Annotated in this window: 22 protein-coding genes and 4 pseudogenes; 11 read left to right on the top strand and 15 right to left on the bottom strand. The window is 52.1% G+C overall.

Annotated elements, in window-relative coordinates; all coding sequences use genetic code 11:
• The first annotated feature begins 284 nt into the window (after positions 1-284).
• Positions 285-1,019: an ArsR/SmtB family transcription factor gene (locus JIO00_RS03350; RefSeq protein ID WP_200667622.1), complete on the top strand. Its 735-nt coding sequence runs from the start codon at positions 285-287 to the stop codon at positions 1,017-1,019.
• A gap of 97 nt (positions 1,020-1,116) precedes the next feature.
• Here the strand turns inward: JIO00_RS03350 and JIO00_RS03355 are convergent, their stop codons facing one another.
• The 3 genes from JIO00_RS03355 to JIO00_RS03365 form a co-directional block, all read right to left on the bottom strand.
• Positions 1,117-2,070, bottom strand: a complete 954-nt coding sequence (locus tag JIO00_RS03355; RefSeq protein WP_010463790.1) for an adenosine deaminase — start codon at positions 2,068-2,070, stop codon at positions 1,117-1,119.
• 82 nt (positions 2,071-2,152) lie between these two features.
• Positions 2,153-3,118 carry an isopenicillin N synthase family dioxygenase gene (locus JIO00_RS03360; RefSeq protein WP_200667624.1) on the bottom strand — a complete coding sequence of 322 codons (966 nt, stop codon included), beginning with the start codon at positions 3,116-3,118 and terminating at the stop codon, positions 2,153-2,155.
• Between the two features lie 143 nt (positions 3,119-3,261).
• Positions 3,262-4,344 (bottom strand): BMP family ABC transporter substrate-binding protein, encoded by a 1,083-nt coding sequence (locus tag JIO00_RS03365; RefSeq protein ID WP_010463786.1) that lies wholly within the window; start codon positions 4,342-4,344, stop codon positions 3,262-3,264.
• A gap of 297 nt (positions 4,345-4,641) precedes the next feature.
• Between JIO00_RS03365 and JIO00_RS03370 the strand changes: the two are divergent.
• Positions 4,642-4,968: pseudogene (locus tag JIO00_RS03370) on the top strand (calcium:proton antiporter); the annotation flags it as partial.
• Between the two features lie 564 nt (positions 4,969-5,532).
• Here the strand turns inward: JIO00_RS03370 and JIO00_RS03375 are convergent.
• Together JIO00_RS03375 and JIO00_RS03380 are read right to left on the bottom strand one after the other, a co-directional pair.
• A complete protein-coding gene (locus JIO00_RS03375; RefSeq protein ID WP_200667626.1) occupies positions 5,533-7,209 on the bottom strand; it encodes an ATP-dependent helicase in 1,677 nt (558 codons plus the stop codon).
• Positions 7,206-9,125 (bottom strand): ATP-dependent nuclease, encoded by a 1,920-nt coding sequence (locus tag JIO00_RS03380; protein ID WP_200667628.1) that lies wholly within the window; start codon positions 9,123-9,125, stop codon positions 7,206-7,208. The genes JIO00_RS03375 and JIO00_RS03380 overlap by 4 nt, the downstream gene beginning before the upstream one ends.
• Before the next feature lie 266 nt (positions 9,126-9,391).
• On the opposite strand from JIO00_RS03380, the gene JIO00_RS03385 reads away from it, so the two are divergent.
• The 5 genes and pseudogenes from JIO00_RS03385 (at position 9,392) to JIO00_RS03405 (ending at position 15,019) form a co-directional block, all read left to right on the top strand.
• Positions 9,392-10,435, top strand: coding sequence for a HamA C-terminal domain-containing protein (locus JIO00_RS03385; protein ID WP_234452927.1), 1,044 nt, complete (start codon positions 9,392-9,394; stop codon positions 10,433-10,435).
• Positions 10,432-13,062: a DEAD/DEAH box helicase gene (locus JIO00_RS03390; protein WP_200667631.1), complete on the top strand. Its 2,631-nt coding sequence runs from the start codon at positions 10,432-10,434 to the stop codon at positions 13,060-13,062. The genes JIO00_RS03385 and JIO00_RS03390 overlap by 4 nt, the downstream gene beginning before the upstream one ends.
• 503 nt (positions 13,063-13,565) lie before the next feature.
• Positions 13,566-14,165 (top strand): annotated as a pseudogene (locus tag JIO00_RS03395) (DUF808 family protein); the annotation flags it as partial.
• Between the two features lie 16 nt (positions 14,166-14,181).
• Positions 14,182-14,454 (top strand): annotated as a pseudogene (locus tag JIO00_RS03400) (transposase domain-containing protein); the annotation flags it as partial.
• Positions 14,455-14,470: 16 nt separating this feature from the next.
• A complete protein-coding gene (locus JIO00_RS03405) occupies positions 14,471-15,019 on the top strand; it encodes an AAA family ATPase (protein ID WP_200667632.1) in 549 nt (182 codons plus the stop codon).
• A 221-nt stretch (positions 15,020-15,240) separates the two neighbouring features.
• Here JIO00_RS03405 and JIO00_RS29980 read toward each other — a convergent pair whose 3' ends face one another.
• The 8 genes from JIO00_RS29980 to JIO00_RS03440 form a co-directional block, all read right to left on the bottom strand.
• Positions 15,241-15,468 carry a hypothetical protein gene (locus tag JIO00_RS29980; protein ID WP_325166928.1) on the bottom strand — a complete coding sequence of 76 codons (228 nt, stop codon included), beginning with the start codon at positions 15,466-15,468 and terminating at the stop codon, positions 15,241-15,243.
• 31 nt (positions 15,469-15,499) lie between these two features.
• On the bottom strand, positions 15,500-15,754 hold the full coding sequence (locus JIO00_RS03410) for a hypothetical protein (RefSeq protein WP_200667634.1): 255 nt from the start codon (positions 15,752-15,754) through the stop codon (positions 15,500-15,502).
• A 351-nt stretch (positions 15,755-16,105) separates the two neighbouring features.
• Positions 16,106-17,233, bottom strand: a complete 1,128-nt coding sequence (locus JIO00_RS03415) for a sensor histidine kinase (RefSeq protein WP_200667635.1) — start codon at positions 17,231-17,233, stop codon at positions 16,106-16,108.
• 677 nt (positions 17,234-17,910) lie between these two features.
• Entirely contained in the window at positions 17,911-18,135 is a 225-nt protein-coding gene (locus JIO00_RS03420) for a hypothetical protein (RefSeq protein ID WP_200667636.1), read from the bottom strand.
• A 202-nt stretch (positions 18,136-18,337) separates the two neighbouring features.
• The gene (locus JIO00_RS03425) at positions 18,338-18,580 is read right to left on the bottom strand and encodes a hypothetical protein (RefSeq protein ID WP_200667637.1); all 243 of its coding nucleotides are present in this window, start codon (positions 18,578-18,580) and stop codon (positions 18,338-18,340) included.
• 561 nt (positions 18,581-19,141) lie between these two features.
• Complete coding sequence (locus tag JIO00_RS29720) at positions 19,142-19,474, bottom strand: DUF3800 domain-containing protein (RefSeq protein ID WP_234452928.1); 333 nt, start codon at positions 19,472-19,474, stop codon at positions 19,142-19,144.
• Positions 19,475-19,535: 61 nt separating this feature from the next.
• Positions 19,536-19,904, bottom strand: coding sequence for a hypothetical protein (locus tag JIO00_RS03435; RefSeq protein WP_200667638.1), 369 nt, complete (start codon positions 19,902-19,904; stop codon positions 19,536-19,538).
• 185 nt (positions 19,905-20,089) lie between these two features.
• Positions 20,090-20,353 carry a hypothetical protein gene (locus JIO00_RS03440; protein ID WP_234452929.1) on the bottom strand — a complete coding sequence of 88 codons (264 nt, stop codon included), beginning with the start codon at positions 20,351-20,353 and terminating at the stop codon, positions 20,090-20,092.
• Between JIO00_RS03440 and JIO00_RS29725 the strand changes: the two are divergent.
• From JIO00_RS29725 to JIO00_RS03455, 4 genes and pseudogenes are all read left to right on the top strand, one after another.
• A pseudogene (locus JIO00_RS29725) lies at positions 20,322-20,588 on the top strand (DUF6691 family protein); the annotation flags it as partial. The gene JIO00_RS03440 and the pseudogene JIO00_RS29725 overlap by 32 nt on opposite strands.
• Before the next feature lie 99 nt (positions 20,589-20,687).
• Complete coding sequence (locus JIO00_RS03445) at positions 20,688-21,053, top strand: YidH family protein (protein WP_200667639.1); 366 nt, start codon at positions 20,688-20,690, stop codon at positions 21,051-21,053.
• Between the two features lie 312 nt (positions 21,054-21,365).
• Positions 21,366-21,911: a hypothetical protein gene (locus JIO00_RS03450; protein ID WP_200667640.1), complete on the top strand. Its 546-nt coding sequence runs from the start codon at positions 21,366-21,368 to the stop codon at positions 21,909-21,911.
• An 80-nt stretch (positions 21,912-21,991) separates the two neighbouring features.
• Entirely contained in the window at positions 21,992-22,171 is a 180-nt protein-coding gene (locus JIO00_RS03455) for a hypothetical protein (RefSeq protein ID WP_234452930.1), read from the top strand.
• A 158-nt stretch (positions 22,172-22,329) separates the two neighbouring features.
• Here the strand turns inward: JIO00_RS03455 and JIO00_RS03460 are convergent, their stop codons facing one another.
• Positions 22,330-22,695 (bottom strand): hypothetical protein, encoded by a 366-nt coding sequence (locus JIO00_RS03460; protein ID WP_200667642.1) that lies wholly within the window; start codon positions 22,693-22,695, stop codon positions 22,330-22,332.
• Positions 22,696-22,713: 18 nt separating this feature from the next.
• Positions 22,714-23,196, bottom strand: coding sequence for a helix-turn-helix domain-containing protein (locus JIO00_RS03465; RefSeq protein ID WP_200667644.1), 483 nt, complete (start codon positions 23,194-23,196; stop codon positions 22,714-22,716).
• Positions 23,197-23,316: the final 120 nt, after the last annotated feature.

Here is a 23,316-nt window from a genome sequence, read left to right on the forward strand (position 1 = left end):
GCGAAATTTCTGTCAGGAACTATCACCACCCGCGCTTTCCCAAGGGCAGGAACCGGCGGTTAACCCGCTTATACTAGCGCCCGCCTCATGTACGCACCGTCGACCTCGCGATGGCGATGGCCTCACGGTCAAGCATCCGACCTTCGGCGCACCTGCGAAGCAATGGCATGGGGGAGAAGGGGCTTTGCCCGGCTTATGGCGGTTTCCGCGTCTTGGCCGACGACACATTACTGGTCAAGATGTCTCTGAGCAGCAGACGAAACGATTCAACAGGGAGTGAATACATGGAACATGCACCTTGCATCAGCCAGATCGCCACGTTGCTGGCTGACCCCAAGCGCAGCGCAATGATGTGGGCCTTGATGGATGGCTCGGCGCGGCAGACCGAAGAGCTGGCGCTATTGGCCGGCCTGTCACCGTCTTCGGCCAGTGCACACCTGGGGCGTTTGTCCGCCGGAGGTCTGTTGAAAGTCGAAATCCGTGGGCGCAAACGCTTTTTCCGCCTGGCCGCGCCTGAAGTGGGCGCGGCAATCGAAGCACTGGCCAGCGCGACGATGGCCAGCACGCCGCAGCCCGTCCCGGACGTCTTCAAACGCACCAGCCCCATTGCCAAACCTCAGGCGGCGCCATCGTCGTTGTTGCGGGCCCGACTGTGCGACGACCATTTGGGAGGCACCCTGGCCGCCGATCTTTACCAGCGGTTGCTGGATGCCGGCTGGATCGAGCAGTTCGAACAGCGCGTCATGATCACCCACAAGGGTTCCACACAACTGGCCTCGCGCGGGGTGTTCATCCAGGCCCTGGCTCATCGCAACAGTCGAGTGGCCTGTGCGTGTCCCGACTGGAGCGAAAGACGCCCGCACATGGGCGGGTCGCTGGGCGCTGCGTTGTTGCAGCTGTTCATGCAGTCCGGCTGGCTGAGCCTGCCCAATGATTCGCGCGCCTTGCAGATCACGGCCGCGGGGCAGCGGGAGATCCATCGATTCGCCAAGGAAACCGAGCTGGAAATGGCGCTTTAGAGCTGTTTGATTGACTGAGTCGCTAGCTGGCTGAACACAGAGCCTGTGGGAGTGAGCCTGCAACATAGACTCTCCCACAGGGGTTCTGCGCTAAGGCTTATGGTTTTACCAACCGCGCATCCAGGCTGTTTTGCGCCAAACGCTTGGCCTGATCCTGGGTCATGCCCAGGTCGGTGTACAGCGCATGGAAGTTCTCGGTCACATACCCGCCAAAGTACGCCGGGTCATCCGAGTTCACTGTCACTTTCACGCCACGCTCAAGCATGTCGAGGATGTTGTGCTGGGACATGTGATCGAACACCCGGAGCTTGGTGTTGGACAGCGGGCACACGGTCAGCGGGATCTGCTCGTCGATGATCCGCTGCATCAAACGCTCGTCTTCGATGGCGCGCACGCCATGGTCGATGCGCTGGATTTTCAGCAGGTCGATGGCTTCCCAGATGTACTCAGGCGGGCCTTCTTCACCGGCGTGGGCGACGGTCAGGAAGCCTTCGTGGCGGGCACGATCAAACACACGCTGGAACTTGCTCGGCGGGTGGCCCATCTCCGAGCTGTCCAGGCCCACGGCCACAAACGCTTCACGAAACGGCAGCGCCTGGTCGAGGGTTTTCTGCGCTTCGTCTTCACTCAGGTGGCGCAGGAAGCTCAGGATCAAACCGCTGGTGATGCCCAGTTGCTGCTCGCCATCCTTGAGCGCCGCCGCGATGCCGTTGAGCACCACTTCAAACGGGATGCCACGGTCGGTGTGGGTTTGCGGGTCGAAGAACGGTTCGGTGTGAATCACGTTCTGCGCCTTGCAACGCAACAGGTAGGCCCAGGTCAGGTCGTAGAAATCCTGCGAGGTGCGCAACACGTCGGCGCCCTGATAATACAGGTCGAGAAACTCTTGCAGGTTGTTGAAGGCATACGCCTTGCGCAGGGTTTCTACATCGCTCCAGGGCAGGGCGATCTTGTTGCGTTCGGCCAGGGCGAACAGCAACTCGGGCTCCAGCGAACCCTCGAGGTGCAGGTGCAGTTCTGCCTTGGGCAGGGCGTTCAGCCAGTCGTACATAGTCTTTTCTCATCAGGTGCAGATGGCGAGCATTCTACAGATGCCCGTAGAAACAATTAGCAAAACCTGACCAGCCGGTTCATCACACCACGGCCTGTTCCCGTCGATAGGCGTAGGTGTCGGCGAAGCGCGAGAGCAGGAATTCAGCGCAGGTAGTGGCCGGGTACTTCGCCGGGTGCGATTCGTCCTGGCAACCTGGCAGGCATTCAATGGGCGTATCGGGGTGTGGTTCGGCGAAGAACGGCATCGAGTAACGATCGATGCCCAGCGGGCTGATCACCCGGTGCGGCGTCGACAGGTAACGGTCGTTGCTCCAGCGGGCCATCATGTCGCCGAGGTTGACCACGAACGTGCCTTCGATCGGCGGCGCGTCGATCCATTCGCCTTTGACGTTGCGCACTTGCAGGCCACCGGCGGCGTCCTGGTACAGCAGGGTAATGCAGCCATAATCGGTGTGGGCGCCGGCGCCTTGCTGCTCCTCGGAGCTGGCGGTATGGCGCGGCGGATAATGGATCATCCGCAGCACGCTGACCGGTTCATTGAAGCGCGTGTCGAAGAAGTCGCGCTCGATGTTCAGCGCCAGGGTCATGGCACGCAGCAGGGTTTGGGCGAGGGCCTGCATGTCGATGTAATGCTGTTCCATCAGCACTTCCCAGCCGGGCATCGAGGGGTGGCGGTTGGGACCGCGCAGCGGTTTTTCCGCCAGTACTTGCGGGTGGTCGGCCGGCAGGTGCAGGCCCATGTCGAAGGTTTCTTTCAGGTCGCTGGGTTTGCTCGGGTCAAGTTGCTCGGTGGCGATGGCACCGTAGCCGCGATGGTGGCGAGTCTGGGTGATGTCGATCTTGAGCTTTTCGGCGGTGGGCAAGGCGAAGAAGCGTTGGGCATGGTCGAGCACGGCGTGGATGCGTGACGCGGAGATCGGATGCCCCTTGATGTAGAAAAAGCCCCAGTCGCGGCAGGCGCGGTCGATTTGAGTCGCGACGGATTGCCAGGCGGTTTGGTCAGCGCTGTAGAGCGGGGCGATGTCGATGATCGGGAGTTGGTTCATGCGCAATTCTCAAGAACGCTGAAAATTCATTGTAGGAGTGAGCCTGCTCGCGATCGCGGCGTGTCAGTCGACATTGATAGCGTCTGACACTCCGCCATCGCGAGCAGGCTCACTGCTACAGGGTTTTGTGTTGGGTTGGGGAGCTACTTCGGAATGTCGGCCTTCATCCCTTCAACGTAGTAGTTCATCGACGCCAGTTCCGCATTGCTCGCCGTCGCGCCCGTCGGGATTTTTTCGGTGCCGGCCTGATCCTTGATCGGCCCGGTGAACGGGTGGAAGGCGCCGCTCTTGATGTCCGCAATGATCTGCTCGGCCTCGGTTTTCACCGCCGCTGGCACCAGGTCGCTGATCGGCAGTTCAACTGTGCCTTCTTTCAAACCGCCCCAGTAATCCTGCGATTTCCAGGTGTGGTCGAGCACGCTTTGGGTCGCTTGAATGTAATGCGGGCCCCAGTCGTTGACGATCGACGTCAGCACCGCTTTCGGCCCGAAGTGCGCCATGTCCGAAGCGTAGCCCACGGCATACACGCCGCGGCGTTCGGCCGCCTGAATCGGTGCCGGGCTGTCGGTGTGCTGGAACACCACGTCGACGCCCTGGTCGATCAGCGCGTTGGCGGCGTCGGCTTCCTTGCCCGGATCGAACCACGAGTTGACCCATACCACCTTGATCTCGGTGCCTGGGTTGTATTTGTTCAGGGCCAGTTGAATAGCGTTGATGTCGCGGATCACTTCCGGGATAGGGAAGGACGCGACGTAGCCGATCTTCTTGGTCTTGGTCATCTTCGCCGCGAGGAAACCGCCGACGTAGCGACCTTCATACGTGCGCGCCAGGTAGGTGCCGAGGTTCTTGTCCTGCTTGTAGCCGGTGGCGTGTTCGAAGGTCACCTTGGGAAACTGCTTGGCGACTTTCAGGGTCGGGTTCATGTAGCCGAACGACGTGGTGAAGATCAGGTCGTAGTTGTCCTTGGCCATGTTGCGGATCACTCGCTCGGCGTCGGCACCTTCGGCGACGTTCTCCACATAGTTGGTGGTGATCTGATTGCCGAACTTCTCGGCCAGCGCCTTGCGCCCCTGTTCATGCTGATACGTCCAGCCGTGGTCACCGATCGGGCCGATATAGACGAAGCCGACTTTCAGCGGGTCGGCGGCGCTGGCGGTCAGGCTCGCGCTCAGACCAATAGCCGCGGCAACGGCGCAAAGCAGCTTCTTCAACGGACGTTTGTGCATGAATTCGAACTCCATGTTGTTGTGAGGTGGGCAGAGGCAATGCAAATTGCTGACCAACAGGACAACAAAAACGCCGAAACCGTGTAATGGCCTTCGCGGGCAAGCCTCGCTCCTACAAGAGCGACGCCAACCTGCAGGAGCGAGGCTTGCCCGCGAAGAGCCCGCAAGGCCAATAAAAGTGCACGTGTCAAACCTGCTGCCATCCACTGGTGCGCTAAGGTGTAACGAAACGTTAGCGCCGCCCCGCAGTCAGTAGCTCATCACCCTGATCGCTTCACTCGGCACAAAAGGCCCGCAATGCTCACACTCCTCAAGCAAGAAAAGTTTCTGTTGCTGGCCGTGATTGCCGCGCTCGTCGCTTATCCACTGGAACACTGGATGCTGCACAGCGGCCAGCCCATCGCGCTGACCGCTGGCCTGGTGCTGATTGCCTTCATCGTCGTCGCCTCCATGCGTGTCGCCCATCACGCCGAACTGCTCGCGGAAAAAGTCGGCGACCCTTACGGCACCATGATCCTGACCCTGGCCGCGGTGCTGGTGGAAGTGGTGATCCTGGCGATCATGATGAGTAACGAAGCCTCGCCAACCCTGGTGCGCGACACGATTTACTCGGCGGTGATTTTGTAGACAATGCTTTTATGGGGTCAAAAAGTGTCAATCCACTTAATTGGTTTTTTACTCAAGATATTGATTTTATTTAGATATTTTTCTGATTTTGATAGCTTACAATGTGATTTCTCCACGTGCACTGTGTCTAAACTCGGTGTCACGCCCGGTGTCAAGCTCCTTGCGCCTCAGCCACATTGAAAAGAGATGCCGGTCTTGTCGATGGGGAGTAAACCTGCATACCTCCTACCAGGTAGTGGGTACTGTTGTTACAGCCTCATTTTTCTAGACACACCCCTCTTTGGTGTCAAAGCCCTTAGGCTTTGACCTGCTCCTGCTCCTGCTCCTGCTCCTGCTCCTGCTCCTGCTCCTGCTCCTAGAAGCTTTAAAGCCCACTCTTGATTGGGAGTGCTCTTGCCTTGGCCTTCCTGACACACCACGATCAATGGCATACCCCGGAAGCCCGAAAATTTTGCTTGGTCAGTGTGCCGCGATCTTGTGTGAAACCTTTGGGATAAACTTGCCATCAAGGGAACGTCCTTGCTCCCGAGTTCTAGCAACCTCAGCGATTACCGCTATGCATCAGGCATATGGCGAAATGGAGAGAAACGGAGTTACGTAGGTGACGAATTCTGCATGGGGAGTGCGATGCTCGTTCCATCTTGGAGGGTTTGAGGCTGGCCGATGGCGTATGTTGCACGTCGTGATCATCAACCGCTCCTTGGCGCGAGAAACACCTACAAAGAAACCGCAGCGCTCCTCTTGAGCATTACCCCAAAATGTCTGAGTCTCAATACCGATCATGATTACAGAGTGGAATTCTAATCCCTTGCTTTTATGAATCGTGAGAAACCGAACTGCTTGATCGTTGGAGAACAGATCAAGTGCTTTCAGTAAGTCAGGTTGTTGCTCAAGCAATTTTTCAATCTGCTGTCTTGTATTCTTGATCACCTCGTTCAATCTGGCCTTTGCTTCATAGTCAGAAGAAAGTGTGGTCAGCACGGGTAGGCCGACGTTCTTTAGGAACGTCATCGTTAGATCCCACCATCCTGCAAAAGGGGCGTCAGATCGGGATAATTTTTTTACTTCCTTGAGCTGGGCCAGATAGAGACGCTCGAAGTTTCTCTGGAGCTCAGATTCACCGTCTTCGTCATTAAACGAAACCAGTTGCTCCATCAAACTGATCCACGCCTTTGGCTCTCGCTCGCGATACAGGCATGACAAATAGTCAATAATTAGGCGAGCGGCGGGCTCATTAACCAGATCCTGAGACTCATGCTCGTTTCGATAGGGAATTCCCTTGGCCGCCAGTTGCTCCATGAGAGGGGTTCCATAGAGGTCTATCTGCCTGGGAAACAGAATCGCTATTTCTTGGAGGGGGATTTTCTCTACATCTATCCACTGTTGGATTAGCTTGGCCAACGCGGCGGCTTCGCTGTGACTGGTGTCGTAGTTTCGGGCGAGGAGTTCGCCATCGTTTCCAATGATTAGGTCATCGGCCATTACAGCAGCAGGATCAAGCGTTCGAATGATTTCGTTCTGCATCCGCAACAGGCGAGGCTTGGATCGGAAGTTTCGATATAGATTGAGTGGCCGGGCGTCGAAGTCCTTCGCATACTCTATAAATATGCCATCCAGTGCTCCCGCCCAGCCCATGATTTTCTGTTTGGTGTCACCGACTGCGGTTAATCGAATTGGTTTGTTCATGAAGACTAGCTTCAGAAGCCCGTACTGTTCAGTGGTGCAGTCCTGAAATTCATCTAGGAATACATCAGCGTAAGTCTGGCAAATCGCGTTCCGCGCAATCCTTGAGTCGCTCAAAATCTTTGTGGCGAGTGGTATGAGCTGCGTGAACTTAATTTGTTTGCCTGGGATTTGTTCGTTGCCTATTGAGTAGTTGGGCACTAGAGAATCCTTGCCTGTGAGCACCGGTCTAAACCTGTCGATGATGCGCTTGGCGAACCCATGAAACGTGTAGCTGTCGAAGCGCGCAGCCAAATCAAGGCCGCATCTGCGACGAATCCGATCCTTGAGGTTTTTGCTCGCATCGACCTTGAAAGATATCGCGAGTATTCGCTTGGGATATCGACAGTTTCCGGTGCGTAGCAAAAAATCTGCACGCTGTGCCAGAACCTCCGTTTTACCAGCGCCTGGGCCAGCGGTGAGCGCGAGCGACTTTCCGAGTTCCTTCACAGCAAGAAGTGCGTTTGTTTCCAAGGTCAAACCATCGGCGACTTTCCATGCGTCCTCGCTAATCATTCTGGAATGTCCTCCAGCGCCGCAATGATTGCGTCAGCCATTCGGTTAAGCGATGGTGGAAGATTATCTAGCAACTCTTCGTCGGTTAGCTTCGCCAGTGCAGAGATATGCGCTGCTGGCTTGCTGTTCAATTTGAATTTCGAGTGGTAAGTACCAAACAACTGCTGCTCATCTGCATCGTATTGGTCGGCGTTATGGTGGTTCTTTCCTAGGACAGCCTTAAACGTTGACTCATCAGGATCGCTAGGCGAAACATCATAGGCGTCTGGATAGGCGATCAGCATGGCAAAGTCCAGATCCATAGGTTCTGAGAAGAAAACGTTTCGCTTCTCAAGCTCGGCGAACAGACTGACCTTACCGCCTTCGATCCAATGGTGAGTCCTGACTGGATGATCATCGTTCCACTTGGCCAGTTTCACATCAGGAAGTATTTTGTCTGGCGAAAACTTCACTAGCTGATTCTTAATGTTACTTACACGTCCCCACCCACCCTGATAGCGCGCGACGTCGAGATCTAGCAGGGTCACATAAGGTGTCTCCAGCGCGGATAGTAACCTCCAAAAATGATTAACGTGACGACCGCCCAGTGGAGCGATGGTCACCGCCGACTCATCAACAGGCGCGCCCTTCGCTTGAAGGATTCTAGGAAGGACAATTTCCTCACTGTCTCCTTCGCCCAGTACCACCAGCCTGGAGAAATAGACTTCTGGAAAAGCCTGCACAGCCTCTCGGACGAACTTATGGGCCTCATCTTCCTTATCAGGTAGGGCGATGCAGGTAACCTTGGTTGCACGGCTTGTAGTCAAGCGTAGATAGCGGATGTTCTCGGGAGCCACACGGCGGAGCATGGAGGGGGCGTGTGTTGCAATTATTGCTTGGGAGTCAGCGCCGCCAATTGAGCTATTGAGGGCATTCACGATGCGGCCAAGATAATGAGGTGAGAGGCTGTTTTCTGGCTCCTCCACTGCTATCAGAGTGAATGAAGGTGGCTTCAGTTTATCCGCGTCGAATGACTTGTCATTCCCGGTAAGGACTGCACGCCCGATAGCATGAGAGGACAAAACAAGTGAAAGATATAGCATCGACTTTTGCCCATCGCTCAATCGAGAGAAGTCGACGAGATTTTCGTCGTGCCCCGGCGAGAAAGAGACCGACATGTGCCTAAGAAGGGATTCAATTTCGGACGTTACGAAGGTGAGCTTGGGGTCGGTGAAAAAGCTTCCTTTATGGAGCCGCTTCCACATGATATTCAAGTTTTCACTGAATGCACTTACGGACTGGTTTCCTGATAGGCATTCACTGATCTGATCGGTGAGCCCTTTGATCCGCTCGCGGTCATCCTCCCAATTCACCGCCCGTAACAAGCGACCGAGCAAGGCATTAGCACCGTAGGTGATGTGGTCGGCAGGATCACGTCTGGCGGGGAGATAATGCATTTGAATGGTGTTGCGATGAGCCCGAGTGACTACTGCGGTCGACAATGGGCTGGCATCTTTATCAACGTCGAGGACATACACTAGAGTCTCTTCGATGTCCCCTTCAATCCCCATGGTTGCACTGAGTCGATACCTAACGCGAGGGATGCCGTCAGGTGAATCCAACCGCATATGAGCGAAATGTGGAGCGACCGTGGAGTTTTCTTCATCTTCCATCAGCTCTGGGAATTCGAAATCTGCTTCCAGCCACAGGTTCCGCTCCTCTGGTACCAAGTCCTCATCGGCAGGTACATGGAAGTCAGATCGCTTGATTCGCCGCAGACTCGGATCAAAGGCAAACAATCTGCAAAGCGCTTGAAGGACTGCAGTCTTTCCGGAGCCATTGGGGCCGATCAGGTAGGTGACATCCTCAAATGTAATTACCGTAGGCGCTTCACCAAAGGACTGAAAATTACTTAGCCGAATACTGTGCAGCTTCATTGCTCACCGTCCATCATCCAAGATGTGTTCGCCCCACGTCATGTTTGACCTGGTTAGCGCCTTCGACAGCCGAATGGCTCGGCCATCGGTGGCCTAGGATATGCGTATTGATCTAGAAGCTGGTAGTAGGCCAGCATTCCGACGCGAGTGATGGCAATCTGGCCTCTTTCCCGTCATCATGAGTCTAGGTGTATCCAGATCGAACTGGCCAATCTGCAGAAAAGGCCTCGGTGCCTCGCAATGGGCAATGCCAAGGAATGGAAAAAGTGCCGTCGTCCTCTGATTCGTCGCTTCCACTCAATGCCGTAATCGAAAAGCTTCTCGACGAGTCGCCACTCGACGACTTTGTTAATTGTGCTGTCGATTTATCGTCCGCTTCAGACACGCCGCCAAAGATCTCCTTGCTTCACGTCAGATTTCGAGAAGATATTCCTAATACCAGCTCTCTTGCCGATTTTCTAAGTAACCAGGCCGTAAACTACGCACTAAGTCGCCGGCGTCGGGACGCTTATATTGCAGAGTTGACCGCCGGTAAGAATGGTGATTTATCTCTAGCCAACCAAATCAGCAAAGCAGTAAGGAATGCGTTCATCCAGTTTCGGAAGGAATACCCATCGCGAGCAAGTGAAGTTGGTGAGGTGTTGGCTTACTGTGTAGCGGTTCATCATCTGAAAGCAGCTCAGCTTGTAGCAAAAATGTCCCTAAAAACATCAACAAATATGCCAGTGCACGGACTTGATGGAATCCATGCGGCGGTGAAGGATGGTGTTTTAAATGTATTTTTTCTCGAGTCAAAACTAGCTGGAAGCGCCGCTAGCGGTACTGCCGATTATGCAGAGTCTGTGTCAGGCTTTGGTAGTAGCAAAAAACAATATCTTCAGGAATATGGGTTGGTTAGAGACCTGGGTAACCTCGATGCGTTAAGTGTCACGGATAAAGAATATCTGATGGAGTATCTCGACGTCTTTGGCAAACCCAATGCCCAAAGACGAGAGAGATCTGTGGGGGTGGTTTGTTACTCTGAAACAAAGCATTTTGCTAACAAAGTTCCAGTCGATGACGGCCCATTAGATAAGCATGAGCTGCATTTTAGTGGGCTGTACTCAAAGGATTATGATCGGCATCACAAGAACGTTATCAATCAATTGGCCAGCCATGGTGTGGATCCAAGCAAGTGCCTGTTATTTCTTGTGGCAGTGCCGGATGTAGATGAGTTAAGGGAAGAATTCTATGATGCCCTAGGACTGCCTCCAGTTGCGACAGAGGCAATCTTAGCCATAACCTCTGTTGCCAAGGACGAGCAGGAATGAGCAGCTTCGCATCTGGACTATCCGCGCGATTTCTAAGTAATTCAAGTTTCCTGCAGGCTTTAGGTGACCTTCAGTCTGCTGGAGCTGCAAACACTCTGCCTGGCAAGATGGAGAGATCAAAGCAGGATCCTGATGAAGAAGCACTGGGCAAACTCTTATATTGTGCCTCCGTATTCGCTCAGTCTAATATTGAAAGTCACATGGGACTGGCACAAGCAATTGCTTTTAATGCAATGCTCGTCAGTCAAGACCAGAGCATTCTAGACCGTTGCACCAGCATATTGACGGAGCTGGGAAATTTTCCGGGTTTAAAATATGCTGAGCTTACATTCAAGTCTAAGTTGAATAGTTTAGTGGGCATGATTCAGCGTAATGTGGTTGAGCAGCTTAATACTATCCATGTTCACGGTCAGAAAATTGCATTAACAGACTATCAGAAAAGCGTATGGGATTCGTTGGAGGGAGGGCGATCCTTAGCGATTTCTGCCCCTACCTCAGCGGGAAAATCTTTCTTAGTAATCGAGCACCTTTGTCGGCGGGCCATCGCCACAGATAGATTTACTTTCGTTTATATCGCACCTACACGGGCCTTGCTTTCTGAAGTCCACATAAAGATTAAAGAACGTCTCGCAAGTGATTCAGGGATTCGTGTTACGGATATCCCGACTTTTGAACAGATATCGAAGCAGATTTTCATTTTGACTCAGGAAAGGTTCCAAGTATTGCTTTCCGCTACCTCTGTTAAGATTGACCTTGTAGTAGTAGATGAGGCGCAGAATCTGTCCGATGGCGCTAGAGGAATGATCCTCCAAGATTGCATTGAACAATGCTTTGATCGCGATAACCGTACTCATATTGTGATGTTGGCACCGGGCGCCCAAGGCTTTAAGGAGGCCATCGAAAGTCTCGGGTTACCTGAAATTTCTGAAATCTCCACGACTGTTTCCCCTGTTCTCCAAAATCGCATCGTTGTGACAAAGACTGTCGGCTTAAATCAGCTCGAATTCAGGCTTTTATCAGCCTACAAAGCAACGCCGATTGGAGTCATGAATTGTAAAATCGGGCTTTCCTCACCAGAAAGTCGTCTTGCCGCCGTTGCGTTGGAACTGGGTAGTGGTGGAGGATCTCTTGTTTATGCCAAGACCCCGACTGAGGCCGCAATCTTAGCGGGGATGATTTCTCTTGGTGTCACCGATCCAGATGCGATAGGTAAAAATGACGAGTTAGTATCTTTTATTAAAGATCACATTCATCCTGAATACCACCTTATTAAGATGGTCGACCAGGGCGTTGCATTTCACTATGGGCAGATGCCGTCCCTTCTGAGAGAGGCAATAGAAACAGCATTTCGAAAAGGGACTATTAAGTTTTTAATCTGCACAACTACTCTGTTTCAAGGTATCAATCTTCCGGCTAGGAATGTATTTATTAATACACCTGCTAGGGGCAAAGGCATTAAACAAAGTTTAGATCCTGCGCTTCTGTGGAATTTCGCTGGAAGAGCGGGGCGGATGGCCAAAGATATCGTGGGTAATGTATTTTTGGTTGATTACGATTCATGGAGCGAACAGCCCATGGATAAGTTTTCAAAATTTACTATCAAGTCTGCATTGTCTAATTCAATTACCAATAATCTACCTGATGTAATCGAGGTTCTCCAAGGAAAAGCACCGTCAGGAAAACCTCGTGATGACGCCCATAAAAATGCAATTGCTTCAGCTGGAATGTTGATTACAAAGGCTCGGCAAGGTGTCATTCAAGACTTCTTACTCCGTGTTGCGCCTGACTTGGGTTACTTGGACTCCCGCCTGGTTCGGGACGCGTCTCTGAGGGCTTCGGAAAAAATACTATTACCACTAAAAGTGTTAAGTTCGAACTGGACGCTTGATGTTTTTGCGTTAAATGCGCTTATGGCGTTTTTTTACGAAAAGGCCGATTCTGATTCCATTGGAGATGTGATTCCTAAAAATCCATCAGATCTAGGTTCGAAATCATTTGGCTTTTATCGCGACATATTTAATATCATGTTCAAGTATATAAAAGGATATGGTGGGAATTACGGTGGATACGTTTCTAGGATTGCCGTGAGATGGATGGAAGGTAAGCCATATCCTCTTATACTGAAATACGAGATAAAGTCAAAAAAAGACGAGATTCAGAAAAAGCGGGACATAGATAATATGTTCATTCGTACTGCTCCAAACTACAAGCCGAAAAGAATTGCTGCGTTAAATCCAAGCAAGGTAATCAAAGATACTTTTGATACCATAGAAGACGTTGTTCGTTTCCAATTGGTGCAGATGGGTAAGGCTTACATTGATATATTGAGGCATGTTCTTGTTCAGCGTGGATTGAACCATAGACTACCAGAGATTTTCGATTTTTCACTGGCGTTGGAGTTAGGCGTCAGCACGTTAACTGGTCGTGCTTTTCTAGAGCTTGGACTATCACGGATTGCTGCGGCGGAACTCCAGAGAATCTTCCCCGACAGCGATTTGGATCTCGCAGCAGCGCGGGCACTGCTTATGGATTTTGATCATAGTCCATTTGAGCTAAGTCAAGTAATTATTGATGAGGTTGTGAAAGTGCGCAATAGTATTTCGAGTGCGGAATTTATTTTTGAGTGAGTAATATTAAATACGGCCACGGCTTCTTTTTTGGCATCGCTGTTGATTGCTGGCTGCTTTTTAAGGCGCAGAGACTTTCGCAATCCATTTGCGACTTAGTACAATAAGTTTACGTATATTCGGTGTGAGCTATAAATTTTAGCGAGTCATTAGGTTTTTTTGGGGGGCTTCTGATGGTATTTGGCTGCCGGTTATTTATTGTTTGCGACTTGGATGACATTAGTCAGTAACCCGTTAATATCGAACATTGCCGTTGGTGTTCTGTACGGAGGTCGCGCTGAATTGCTGATTCAGCCGTCATGTGAACTTCACTCTGAACGCGAGGTATCACCTGGTGTCTAGTAGCGAAGCTGTGGAAGAAACTTCGGCAAGTGGCGCGTCGACCTTCAGCCTTTCTGACGTCCTTCTTGAGGGGCACGGCTGCTATTTCTCGGCTGTCGGTGATTCTCAAAGCTGATGGGCTTGCACAAGAACCACTTACTCATAAGTTGAAGGAACCTCGAATGGCCGGCAGCAGCCTGTTCGCACTATTGGATGACATCGCCACGCTTCTGGACGACATCTCCCTCATGAGCAAAGTCGCTGCAAAGAAATCGGCTAGTGTCCTGAGCGACGACCTTGCTGTGAATGCTGAGCAGGTTACCGGCATGAAAGCAGACCGAGAGCTACCGGTGGTATGGGCTGTATTCAAGGGGTCGTTGAGAAACAAAGCAATCCTGGTGCCTTGTGCGTTGGTGTTGAACGCACTGTTGCCTGCGGCGGTTCACTGGCTGCTCATGATTGGGGGAGCATATCTCTGTTATGAGGGCTTTGAGGCCATCAAGGACAAGCTCACGGCTAGTCGAGAAGATGGCACAGGCCAGCCAAGGAAACCTAAACCCAAGACACCAGAAGAGCTCGCGGCTTATGAAAAGAAGAAGATTGCTGGGGCGGTACGCACGGACTTTATCCTGAGCGCCGAGATCATCGTCATCACCCTGAATATCGTTACTGATGCACCAACGCTCCAGCAGGTTTTAACGTTAGCGTTGATTGCTGTCGTCATGACGGTGGGCGTTTACGGCTTGGTCGCTGGGATCGTACGCCTGGATGATGCAGGCCTTACCAAAGCCTGAAGTTGTGCCCATTGACAACAACCAAGTCGAAAACCAGATCAGGCCGTGGGCACTTGGGCGCTCCAACTGGTTGTTCGCCGGATCGCTACGCAGCGGCAAACGGGCGGCAGCAATCATGAGTTTGATCCAGTCTGCACGCATGAATGGGCATGATCCGTATGCGTACCTGAAGTACGTTCTTACTCGCCTGCCAATGCAGCGGGCGAGTGAGATCGCTCGACTGCTGCCGCATCAGTGGGGCACTGTTAATTTATCGGAGATGGCAAACTCGTTTTAGAGTGGCTGAAAGCGAAATGACAAAAGAGACGGCACGTTACATCTTGATCACAGGCGCGGCAGGTACCGGCACCTCGACCTTAGCGGATGCTTTAGCAAAGGAACTGAGCACAACTCACCTGGAAGCAGATGATTTTTTGTGGCTGCCGAGTAACCCGCCATATCAGCATCTGGCAGACAAAACGCAGCGAGGAGAGCGCTTGCTACAAGAAATGCGCTCTCATGGCCGTGCCGTGGTTGCCGGATCAGTAATGGGCTGGGGTCAACCGCTTGAGAATGAATTTGATCTTGTGGTGTTCCTTTATCTTCCTGTTGAACTCAGGCTAGAGAGATTAAAACGTCGAGAGGTAAAACGCTTCGGTCAAGCAAGACCGGAGTTTCTGGCTTGGGCAGCTCAGTATGATGAGGGAGGCGTCCCTGGACGGAGCTTGGCCAGGCATCAGGAGTGGCTGTCTGTGCTTACTTGTGCTGTCTTAAAGCTTGAGGGGGACATGTCCGTTACAGATCGGGTACGGCAAATACTGGATGCAGTCGACGGGCTGAACCACACACCGTCGGTCATGTGAACGCGTGTTGGCTATACGCTTACGCATTAAGCCTAAAATTATGGTTAATGTCCCATATGGGGAAACTCGACGGAGGACGTACGGGTTAGATAAAAAAAGCCCGCCAAGGGGGGGCGGGCTGTAAAAAGTCATGAGGATCAGACTCAAGTTTATACCACCAATTACGTCTAGCTAGGGCATCCGAAAAAAATGTCGCTGAGAAGGATTCAGTGCATGAATTTTCAGTACGTCTTAGCCCGCACAATCCTTCCCGCCTTCACCTCTGCCGCATAAGCCCTTAGCTTGTCCGCGTCGCTGTACAGCATGGACATCAGATTAAGGACGGCTGTGATATCCACTCCATCAATGCGCTCGGCCAATTTACTCAGTTCACCAGAGACAAGTTCCAAATTGTCAGCTATGTCCTTAAGGTCACACTTCAGTCCCACCGCAGGCTTTTTTGGCCCCATGACTACCTCGTAAAAATTCCTACCGCGCCACTTATTCGGGGTTGGCGCGCCGCACAATTGTTCCAGTCTTCACTTCTGCCGCATAGCTGCGCAGTTTGTCTTGCTCGGCTTCCAACATCTTGCAAATTTTGATAAGAAACGCCCGTTGGCAATCACTGGGCCTACTTGCCATATCTGTTAGCTCAATCACCGACCAACTGATGATCGCGGCAGCGTCCTCAAGGCCATAAAACAGCTCCTGCTGAGCGGTTCTTGGCCCGTCGAGCCCAGTTATTAGATCACTCATCTACGTCACCATCCGGATCATCGCGCAACCATTGACCTTATCCGCCTATTGCATGGCGTTAAGGGATGACTTCTTGAGCACTTGCTCCAGAAAAGCCTACTCTCGTGTTTACTCTTGGCCATCAGGCTACGGGTATTTTTCAGACTTCTTTTGGTTTTTGATTAGCGTAATCGCTACCGGAGTATTCTAATGGGTCTGTACGCTTGGCGATAAGGTCTAAGCAGTTTGGCGAACCTAAATTCCCTTTCTAGAACTTGCGCCCATGCTTCCCCTCGCGCAGTTAACACCTACGGTAACGCAATCGATCCGAACCATTCCTGTCCGGCGCAAGAGTGTCGGCGGCTGACCTTACTATTTTTCTATAGGCACTTTTACAAGGAATGTGGTTCCGCGCTCTCTGTCGGAGGTCACGTCTATCGTCCCCGAATGTGCTGCAACAATTTCGGAAGCGATGTACAGACCTAAGCCAAGGCCTGTGCTAGGGCCTAGATCAAGAGATGCATGCTGAGAGAAACGCCCCATAGGGTTGAAGATGAAAGGCAAAATGTCCTCCTGGATAGGTTCTCCGAAATTCTGGACGATGAAAACAACACTGCTGTCTCTTACCTCCAGTGAAACCCTGATTGGAAACTGCAAATCGCCATGCTGCGCAGCGTTGCTGAGCAGATTGGAAAATACCTGCTCCATGCGGGCGCCGTCGAATTCACCGCGAGCTGATTCCCCCACTTTGAAAGTGATGTCCGCGTTTGGGTGAGCAGTGCGTATCTCTTCAACTATGCGTGTGCAGAGTGGCCCGAGGTCGATATCTTCCTTTTTGACGGGAATCCCAGGGCCCATTTGGCAGCGTGTTAGATCCAGCAAGTCGCCAACAATCTGGCTGGCTCGTTTGACGCTGGTGTATATCCCCAATGCAATTTTACTCTTACGTACCCCCAGATCAACCGAGCGCCGCAACACATCGGCCCCCAGCAAAATGGCTCCCAGTGGCGTGCGCAAGTCATGGCCTAGGATGCCCAAAAATACGTTACGTGAGGCTTCTACCGCACGCGAGTAGCTAGCAATAGACTCAGCGAGCGCCTGGTCTATGGCTTCGTTGAAACGGATCATATCGTCCACTTCCAGAACTGTTCCTGCCTTCATCTGACCCAGCCACTGACTAAGTACGCTCGTTCTCAAAGCCCGATACTCAGAGACCATTTGATCCAGCGTGAAACCCGCCATCAGACGTGTGACCGCATGAGTTTCGGCAGCGGTTTCCAACTCATCCATAGGCGCATTGCCTTGGGCCTTGGCGATTTGCTCTTGCGCAGACTGGTATGTGCACAGGTCTACAGCTATTGCACGCAGCATCTGTTCGGCATGATCGCGCAAAGCCTTGGAGTCCAGTGCTTCGCCGGGTACCTCAATGGTTCTTGCGAAGTCTTCCCATGCTTGCAAAATCGGCTCAAGGTTCTTGATGATGAAGTCAGACAGGCGCATGCCGGTGATCCTGGTAGGGAGACGTGATAGAGGTCGAAAACGGGAGCGAAACAGCGTGTGCTGAATTAGAGCACTGATTCAGTCACTTGGCCTTTATGGCTGACATCGAGCCTGTTCCCTACCAAAGCAGATTGCGGTAGTTGCCGCACTCATCGAAACCTCCAAAGCCGGTGATCCTCGTCGTTTTCAGGCAGGGCGTATCAGCTTCGTTGCGAAGATTTGGAGTTGACTGGTTGGATATCATCAAGCTCGTCCCAGGGACGTGACTGCGCATCTGCTCTTGGACAGATAGAATTGTGGGGGAAGTCGCTGCCCCTATCCTGCTCAGTCTGTGTAGCTGTGCATGACCTACAAGTGACGACACCCTTTGAAAGGCTCCAGTTTTTGTGCCAAGCGATAAGTCGTTCTGAAGGAGACATGTTATTTCCGAGCTTGACTGGACTTGTACAATTTTAGTTTTTTGTACAGTTTTTGCGAGCGATTTTCCGCTTCTTCACCAGTAAACTTTTCCAGCAGTAGTACGAAGCTAATAGTAGTAAATCTTGATAATTTCAGAATTAACGAGGGGGGGTGTGAGCCGTGCTGGCGGCGGTCTGCTCGACGCAATGCATAACGAAAGGGCGTTCGATTACCTTTGACTTTGTAGCCATTGGGGTCACAGAAACTGCCGGGAGTCATCACCGGTACGGCGGGGGGCTTGGCTCAATGACTGATCCGGTGATACGCCTAAGTAAAGCATCACCTGCTTTCACATTAATTGTCTCCTCAGTCACCTGAGATTTCGAGCATTTCGCGAGCGGTTGAGCCACGAGTTTATGCGTTCCGATGGTGACGCCGAAGTAAACAATCTCACCGTTGGAAAAATCGGCGGCAGGCTTTCCATCAATGGACAGACGGATCATGCAGCCTCCGTCCGGTACGGAGTCGAGCATGACGACCAGTTGGGCATCAGATTTTTTTGAGTAGCCATACAAGCGTGAAGCCGGAACCGGATTGGCGTCTTCCGCTGACTTCGGCACCAAGGTGCACGCGGTGAATGAGCTAAGCACCATAAGGAAAATGATTTTCTTCTTCCTGTTCCCTTACTTATTACCGTCATCATCCTCAGGGCAAGCCGACGGATAAAATTTTTAATCGGTTTCCAGTCGTTTTGTCAAAATGCTCGGAGAGGGCCTCTCCTTGCTCTGCCGAGATACCGCCCGCACAGACCAATCCCTGAACGAACCCGTAAGCCTGCGCGCCACTCTTGATGGCTAAAATCATTGATCCAGCGCTTTCTATTTCAGCGAGTTTTTTCTCAGCTTGCTGACGGATGGGTTCAGGCAAATCTCTTATAGCCTCGCTCATGGTTTGCTCCGCACGCTATGTACTGCACCTCATCGGCAGTAAAGGCATCAATGTCATGTGATGTACATGACCTGAGCGAAGGAGCAGAGGTTCAAATTACCCCGTGCATGCGATCAGCCGAACGCTGCCGAAATGTCTTCAACGGAAGGAAAATAGGCAAAGGGATTCGAACAAAATTTAGATCTGACAGTAACGCTACGGCAAGGGGATATTGGCAATCTAGTCAGCCTGCCTGCCTGCCTGCCCGCACTCAGCGATGACCTGGGCTTTAAGGACTCGGAATAGGAACAGCGTTCTTGTGAAATAGGCATCCGCTTTAAAAGGCTAAATATGGTGTCCACTTAATTTAGGTGTCTCAAGAGACGGTGTCAGGAACCTGAACCAAAACGTTGTCCTTACTGGACTTCGTCTGAAAGGCATCCTCATCGCCAAACAGGTCGTCAACGAAGCGTTCTGCAACGTAGCTTTTGAGGCTCTCCTGAAATTCCTGTCCACCATGCTCGTCTACGATCATCCGGAGATCAGGGTGTGCTCTGAATAGACGTTCATAGAGCAACCCGTTCACGTATTTAACGAACGAGGTCTTGATACGAAGGCCGCCATCTTTGTGAATTCGGGACTTATCAACGACGGTGAAAGCTTGAATGGGAGCTCGGCCAGCTCGCTCAAGATCCGAGCACGGCGATCTGAATCCTTAGGCTTCAGGTTGCTGGATTTGATCTCACCTTTTTGAAAATGGAGTTTCCGGATTGCTTCAGCTTGGGCATAGGCAGCATCCAGATCTTTCTCTGCCACCAGAGTGGAGCACACGATGAAGAAGCCCGAGCTTCCACTCTTTGACGTATCAAGGTCGGAATTCCCGGATTCATCCACGAAGGCATACGTTCTATCCATGGGCATGCTCCATCAGCATCTGACTGAGCGCGGTAAATCGCCCAGTGGCAAAGTGGCGACCTCAATTCGTCGCAGTGGTAGTGCCTGGAGCGGGGCCTTCGCTGAACGTGTAGTTGATGACCACGTCATTGCGGATCAAAACGTCGAGCGTTTTCTGAGCGCCCGTAGTCGTCACCTTCATGGTGACCACGTAGCTCTGGGCATGGGCTGAGCCATTGGTGTAGGTGTAGATCCACTTCTCGTCAGTCTCGCTGACTGCGCTTTTGGCGTAGGGCTCACCAAACAGCGACTTCAACTCAGTGGTCGTGGTTTTTCCTTTGGTGATGCTCGCTACACTGGCCGAAGGAAAGTCTCGGCCTGCGGTGTAGTGCGACGTAGCGCAACCGCCAAGTGCGACACACATTCCCATAATTGCGATGAGCTTTTTCATATCCTTCCTTGATCGTAGAAAGCAGCAAATCTAGCTGGCATCGAAGCTAAAAGCCATCATGAGGTAAATCATCTGCTTTGGCGCTCTCACAGGAATCAGAGCATCTTAGGAATAGCCATCTAGCCCCTGCTTATCGACCTTGATTAGGTCTCCCTTTACGATGTGTTCCTGTCCAGAGAGACACTTCAAAGCCGCTTCAGGTTGAGACGCTGGCACTCACTTTCAGCCTCTAGTTGGGTCTGGTAGGTAGTCTTCAGGCGCAGTTTTTCTTCGTTGTCATAAATGTTGAAGCCTATAGGCGCAGTTTCGCAGTAAAAGCGCCTTCCGTTACGCATGGATCCCGTTTCCGTGGGGATTGCAGGAACAACAACAAATCTCGAAATCATCTTCACGCCTTCTTTAAGCACCTTTTCACTAATAGCGGCTATCCCCCTAAATTGGGCGCGCAAGAACAAGCAATCTTTGCTGGGTGCTCGCATGCAGTTACCAGTGAAAAGGGGATTGGACGCCCGATTGATTGGTGGCAGTCTGGTGTTCGGCATAGGTTGGGGAATTGCGGGGATCTGCCCTGGGCCTGCGGTCGCTATTCTGCTTACGGGGCGCTGGCAAATAATCATTTTCGTGTTGGCTATGTTGGCCGGTATGTATTTGTTCTCTGCACTAGAAAGCCGACGCATGTGTTGATCAGATGATAACCATGGAGGCAAATGACGGAAACACTGTCCGATACCTGCACCATTCGACCATAGCGATCTCACGCACTGTTGGGCTTAGGAGTATTTAATGTCCGATCTGAACGATCCACGCGTGTTCTTTGCCGCTGAGAGAACCTTGCTGGCGTGGAACCGAACCAGTCTTTCGCTTATGGCCTTTGGCTTTGTGATTGAACGATCCGGGCTACTGCTACAGATGCTCAAACCAGGTGCTTCGGTCAGCCCTGAAAGACATTTTTCCTTCTGGATCGGGCTAGCTTTTCTCATGCTGGGCTCATGGGTTGCATGCTGGTCATCTTGGCAGTACAAACGCGTCGTTAAAGCTCTGAAGCCAGTTGAAATCCCTGATGGGTACAGTATCAATTCTGGCCCTATAGCGAATGTGCTTACCGCCGTTCTGGGAGCCTTGCTCATGGCCTATCTTGCCATCATCTAAGCAAAGCTCAGCCCCGAAGCTTTGAAGAAAAAAGTGTTTATGGGCCCTCTTCTATTGAGATACCGCCAAAATTGAGTCGGCTTTCTGATTCACCAATTTCAATTCCTCGTTCATGGATGTCCTCCTCGGACAATCCGCGCACGCCAATCACGTCCTTTCTAGCCCGTCGTTCACCGGCAGCCTATAGGGTAAATTGAAGTTGGAATTTGAGGGTGAAGCCAGCGGCGGTCAATGCGCTGTGCAAGGACAGAGGTGCAGCGCGAGCGAGTCGTGCGACTCGAAACTGCTAATGCATGATAATCGAGTAGTGCCATGAAAAAAAAACATCACCATGAGCATCACCTTCAACTCCGAGTAAGCGAACTTGCACAGTTGTTTAACTCGATGGATCCGACACCTTTTCTTAACAAGGATCTTGATCGCGAGGCTGAAGTGTTCATCGAGACCTGGGCAGCAGAGTTTCCGTCGGACAGTCTGCTTCGTATCACAATCCACCTTGAGCACCTGCCAGCAGAAGGCGATCCAAGTGCGATCATGGTCGAGGCAATCCACAATTACTTTGATCACAAGGCAGGCCTCACGCGCAGAGAGTTAAAACACCTCCTTCGAGATGGCCGCATTAGCCTGGTGATCGGCATCGCCTTTGTTACCCTCTGCCTGATTGCAGTCGATGTCATTGACCAATTTGGTACGGGCGCCGTAGTCGGCATAGCGCGCGAAAGTCTGATGATTGTTGGCTGGGTGGCAATGTGGCGACCGCTGCAGATTTTTCTATATGACTGGTGGCCGCTTTTAAGATGGATTCGCGTCTACAAAGCTATAAGCCATGCACATGTTCGAGTAGTGCAGGGCAAATAATGCCTACCGCAAGCCGCAATAGGTGTGGGCCCTATGGTGGTGCGTTCCCAATTGAGCCAAGTAGGTGGTAGGTGCACAAGGTGGCCAAGGTAAAAAATGATGACTGCAATTTCATTGATGACCTAATGACTCGCTACTCAGTATTTGAGCATGCTCAGTCTGAAGAGATGCCAAGCAGCGGTCTTGAGCTGGATGTATTTGAAGCCGATGTGACAGCCCTGTACAACTGGATCACAGAGTTTGGATCTAGGGCCAGTTAACGTGAGTCATTGAGCAAGGGTCAGAATCAAGCCAAACCCTCTGATTCTGGCCTGCTCCTAGACAGCATGACCCGCCTCCCCCTTCCGGGGCAGGTCTGGGCTGGGACAAACAAGGAGTTTGTTGAAAAGTCTGATTGGGTCAGGGCTCGGAATTCGATCTACATTCCCAGCTCAGCCTCAAGCCGGGCCCCCTTCAAACTGGGCGGAAGCTTTCCGACCGGCATGGCCTGCAATAACCCATGTGCAAGATGCTCGGCGTGAGCGGAATAGATCGCGATCCTGCCTGACTCAACCGGCCTGTAAGGCACTACCGCGCCGACAGCGATTTGAGCAATCCTCAGTAAATTCAGCACGTCACCACCAACGTAGTCGCTGTCCAGATACTCGACAGTAGTGCGGGCGGGTGGCCGGGTTATTGTCCATAGTTCGACCACCACTTGATGGAGATCTATGGGGCCAAGGTGTTCCAGAGCAGCCTTCCACAGCAGTCCCTCCTGTGACATTTTCAGTCGGGTGCTGGTCATTTAGAGGTCATCCGGAAATCACGGATGTTCGGGTGTGGTTGTTTTCAGATATCTGCGAACGGTAGTTTTCGACAGCCCCAATGCTTCCGAAATCTCGGCCACGGATACTCCTTCGTTGTTCAGACGATTAGCCTCTGCAGCCTTGTCCGCCGCCCCGGATCGAGGTGGTCGTCCAGGTGGAAGCTTCCCAGCACGTGACAACGACTCCATCTCAGAATCGACGCCATCTCTTTTAATCTTATTCAACTGCTTGTTTAGACGCTTCAGCCCTTCCCGGAATGGTTCATTGGACTGCAGAGAGGTCGCCATGAGGATCAACGAAGCCGCCTCTACCTCCAGTAGCGCTGCTAGTCGAATGAGGACGTCAATCGTGATGTTTACTTCCCCACGCTCTATCTGGCCCCAGTAGGAACGGTCGATGCTGATCAGGTTTTCTTGAGATAGGCCTTTTCTTCTACGCACGGCGCGTACCACTACAGCTAGTGCTTCTGCCGCCTCCATGACTTTTCCTCAAGTAAATCGAGGATAAAGCCATATTGCGACGCACCATAACACGGGCTATGATCCGTATTGCGGTGCGCGCCGAGTTCTAAGGTCGGCCTTCCATGATTTAGATCGTCG

The sequence above is a fragment of the Pseudomonas sp. SW-3 genome, from assembly GCF_016615645.1.
GTDB lineage: Bacteria > Pseudomonadota > Gammaproteobacteria > Pseudomonadales > Pseudomonadaceae > Aquipseudomonas > Aquipseudomonas mandelii.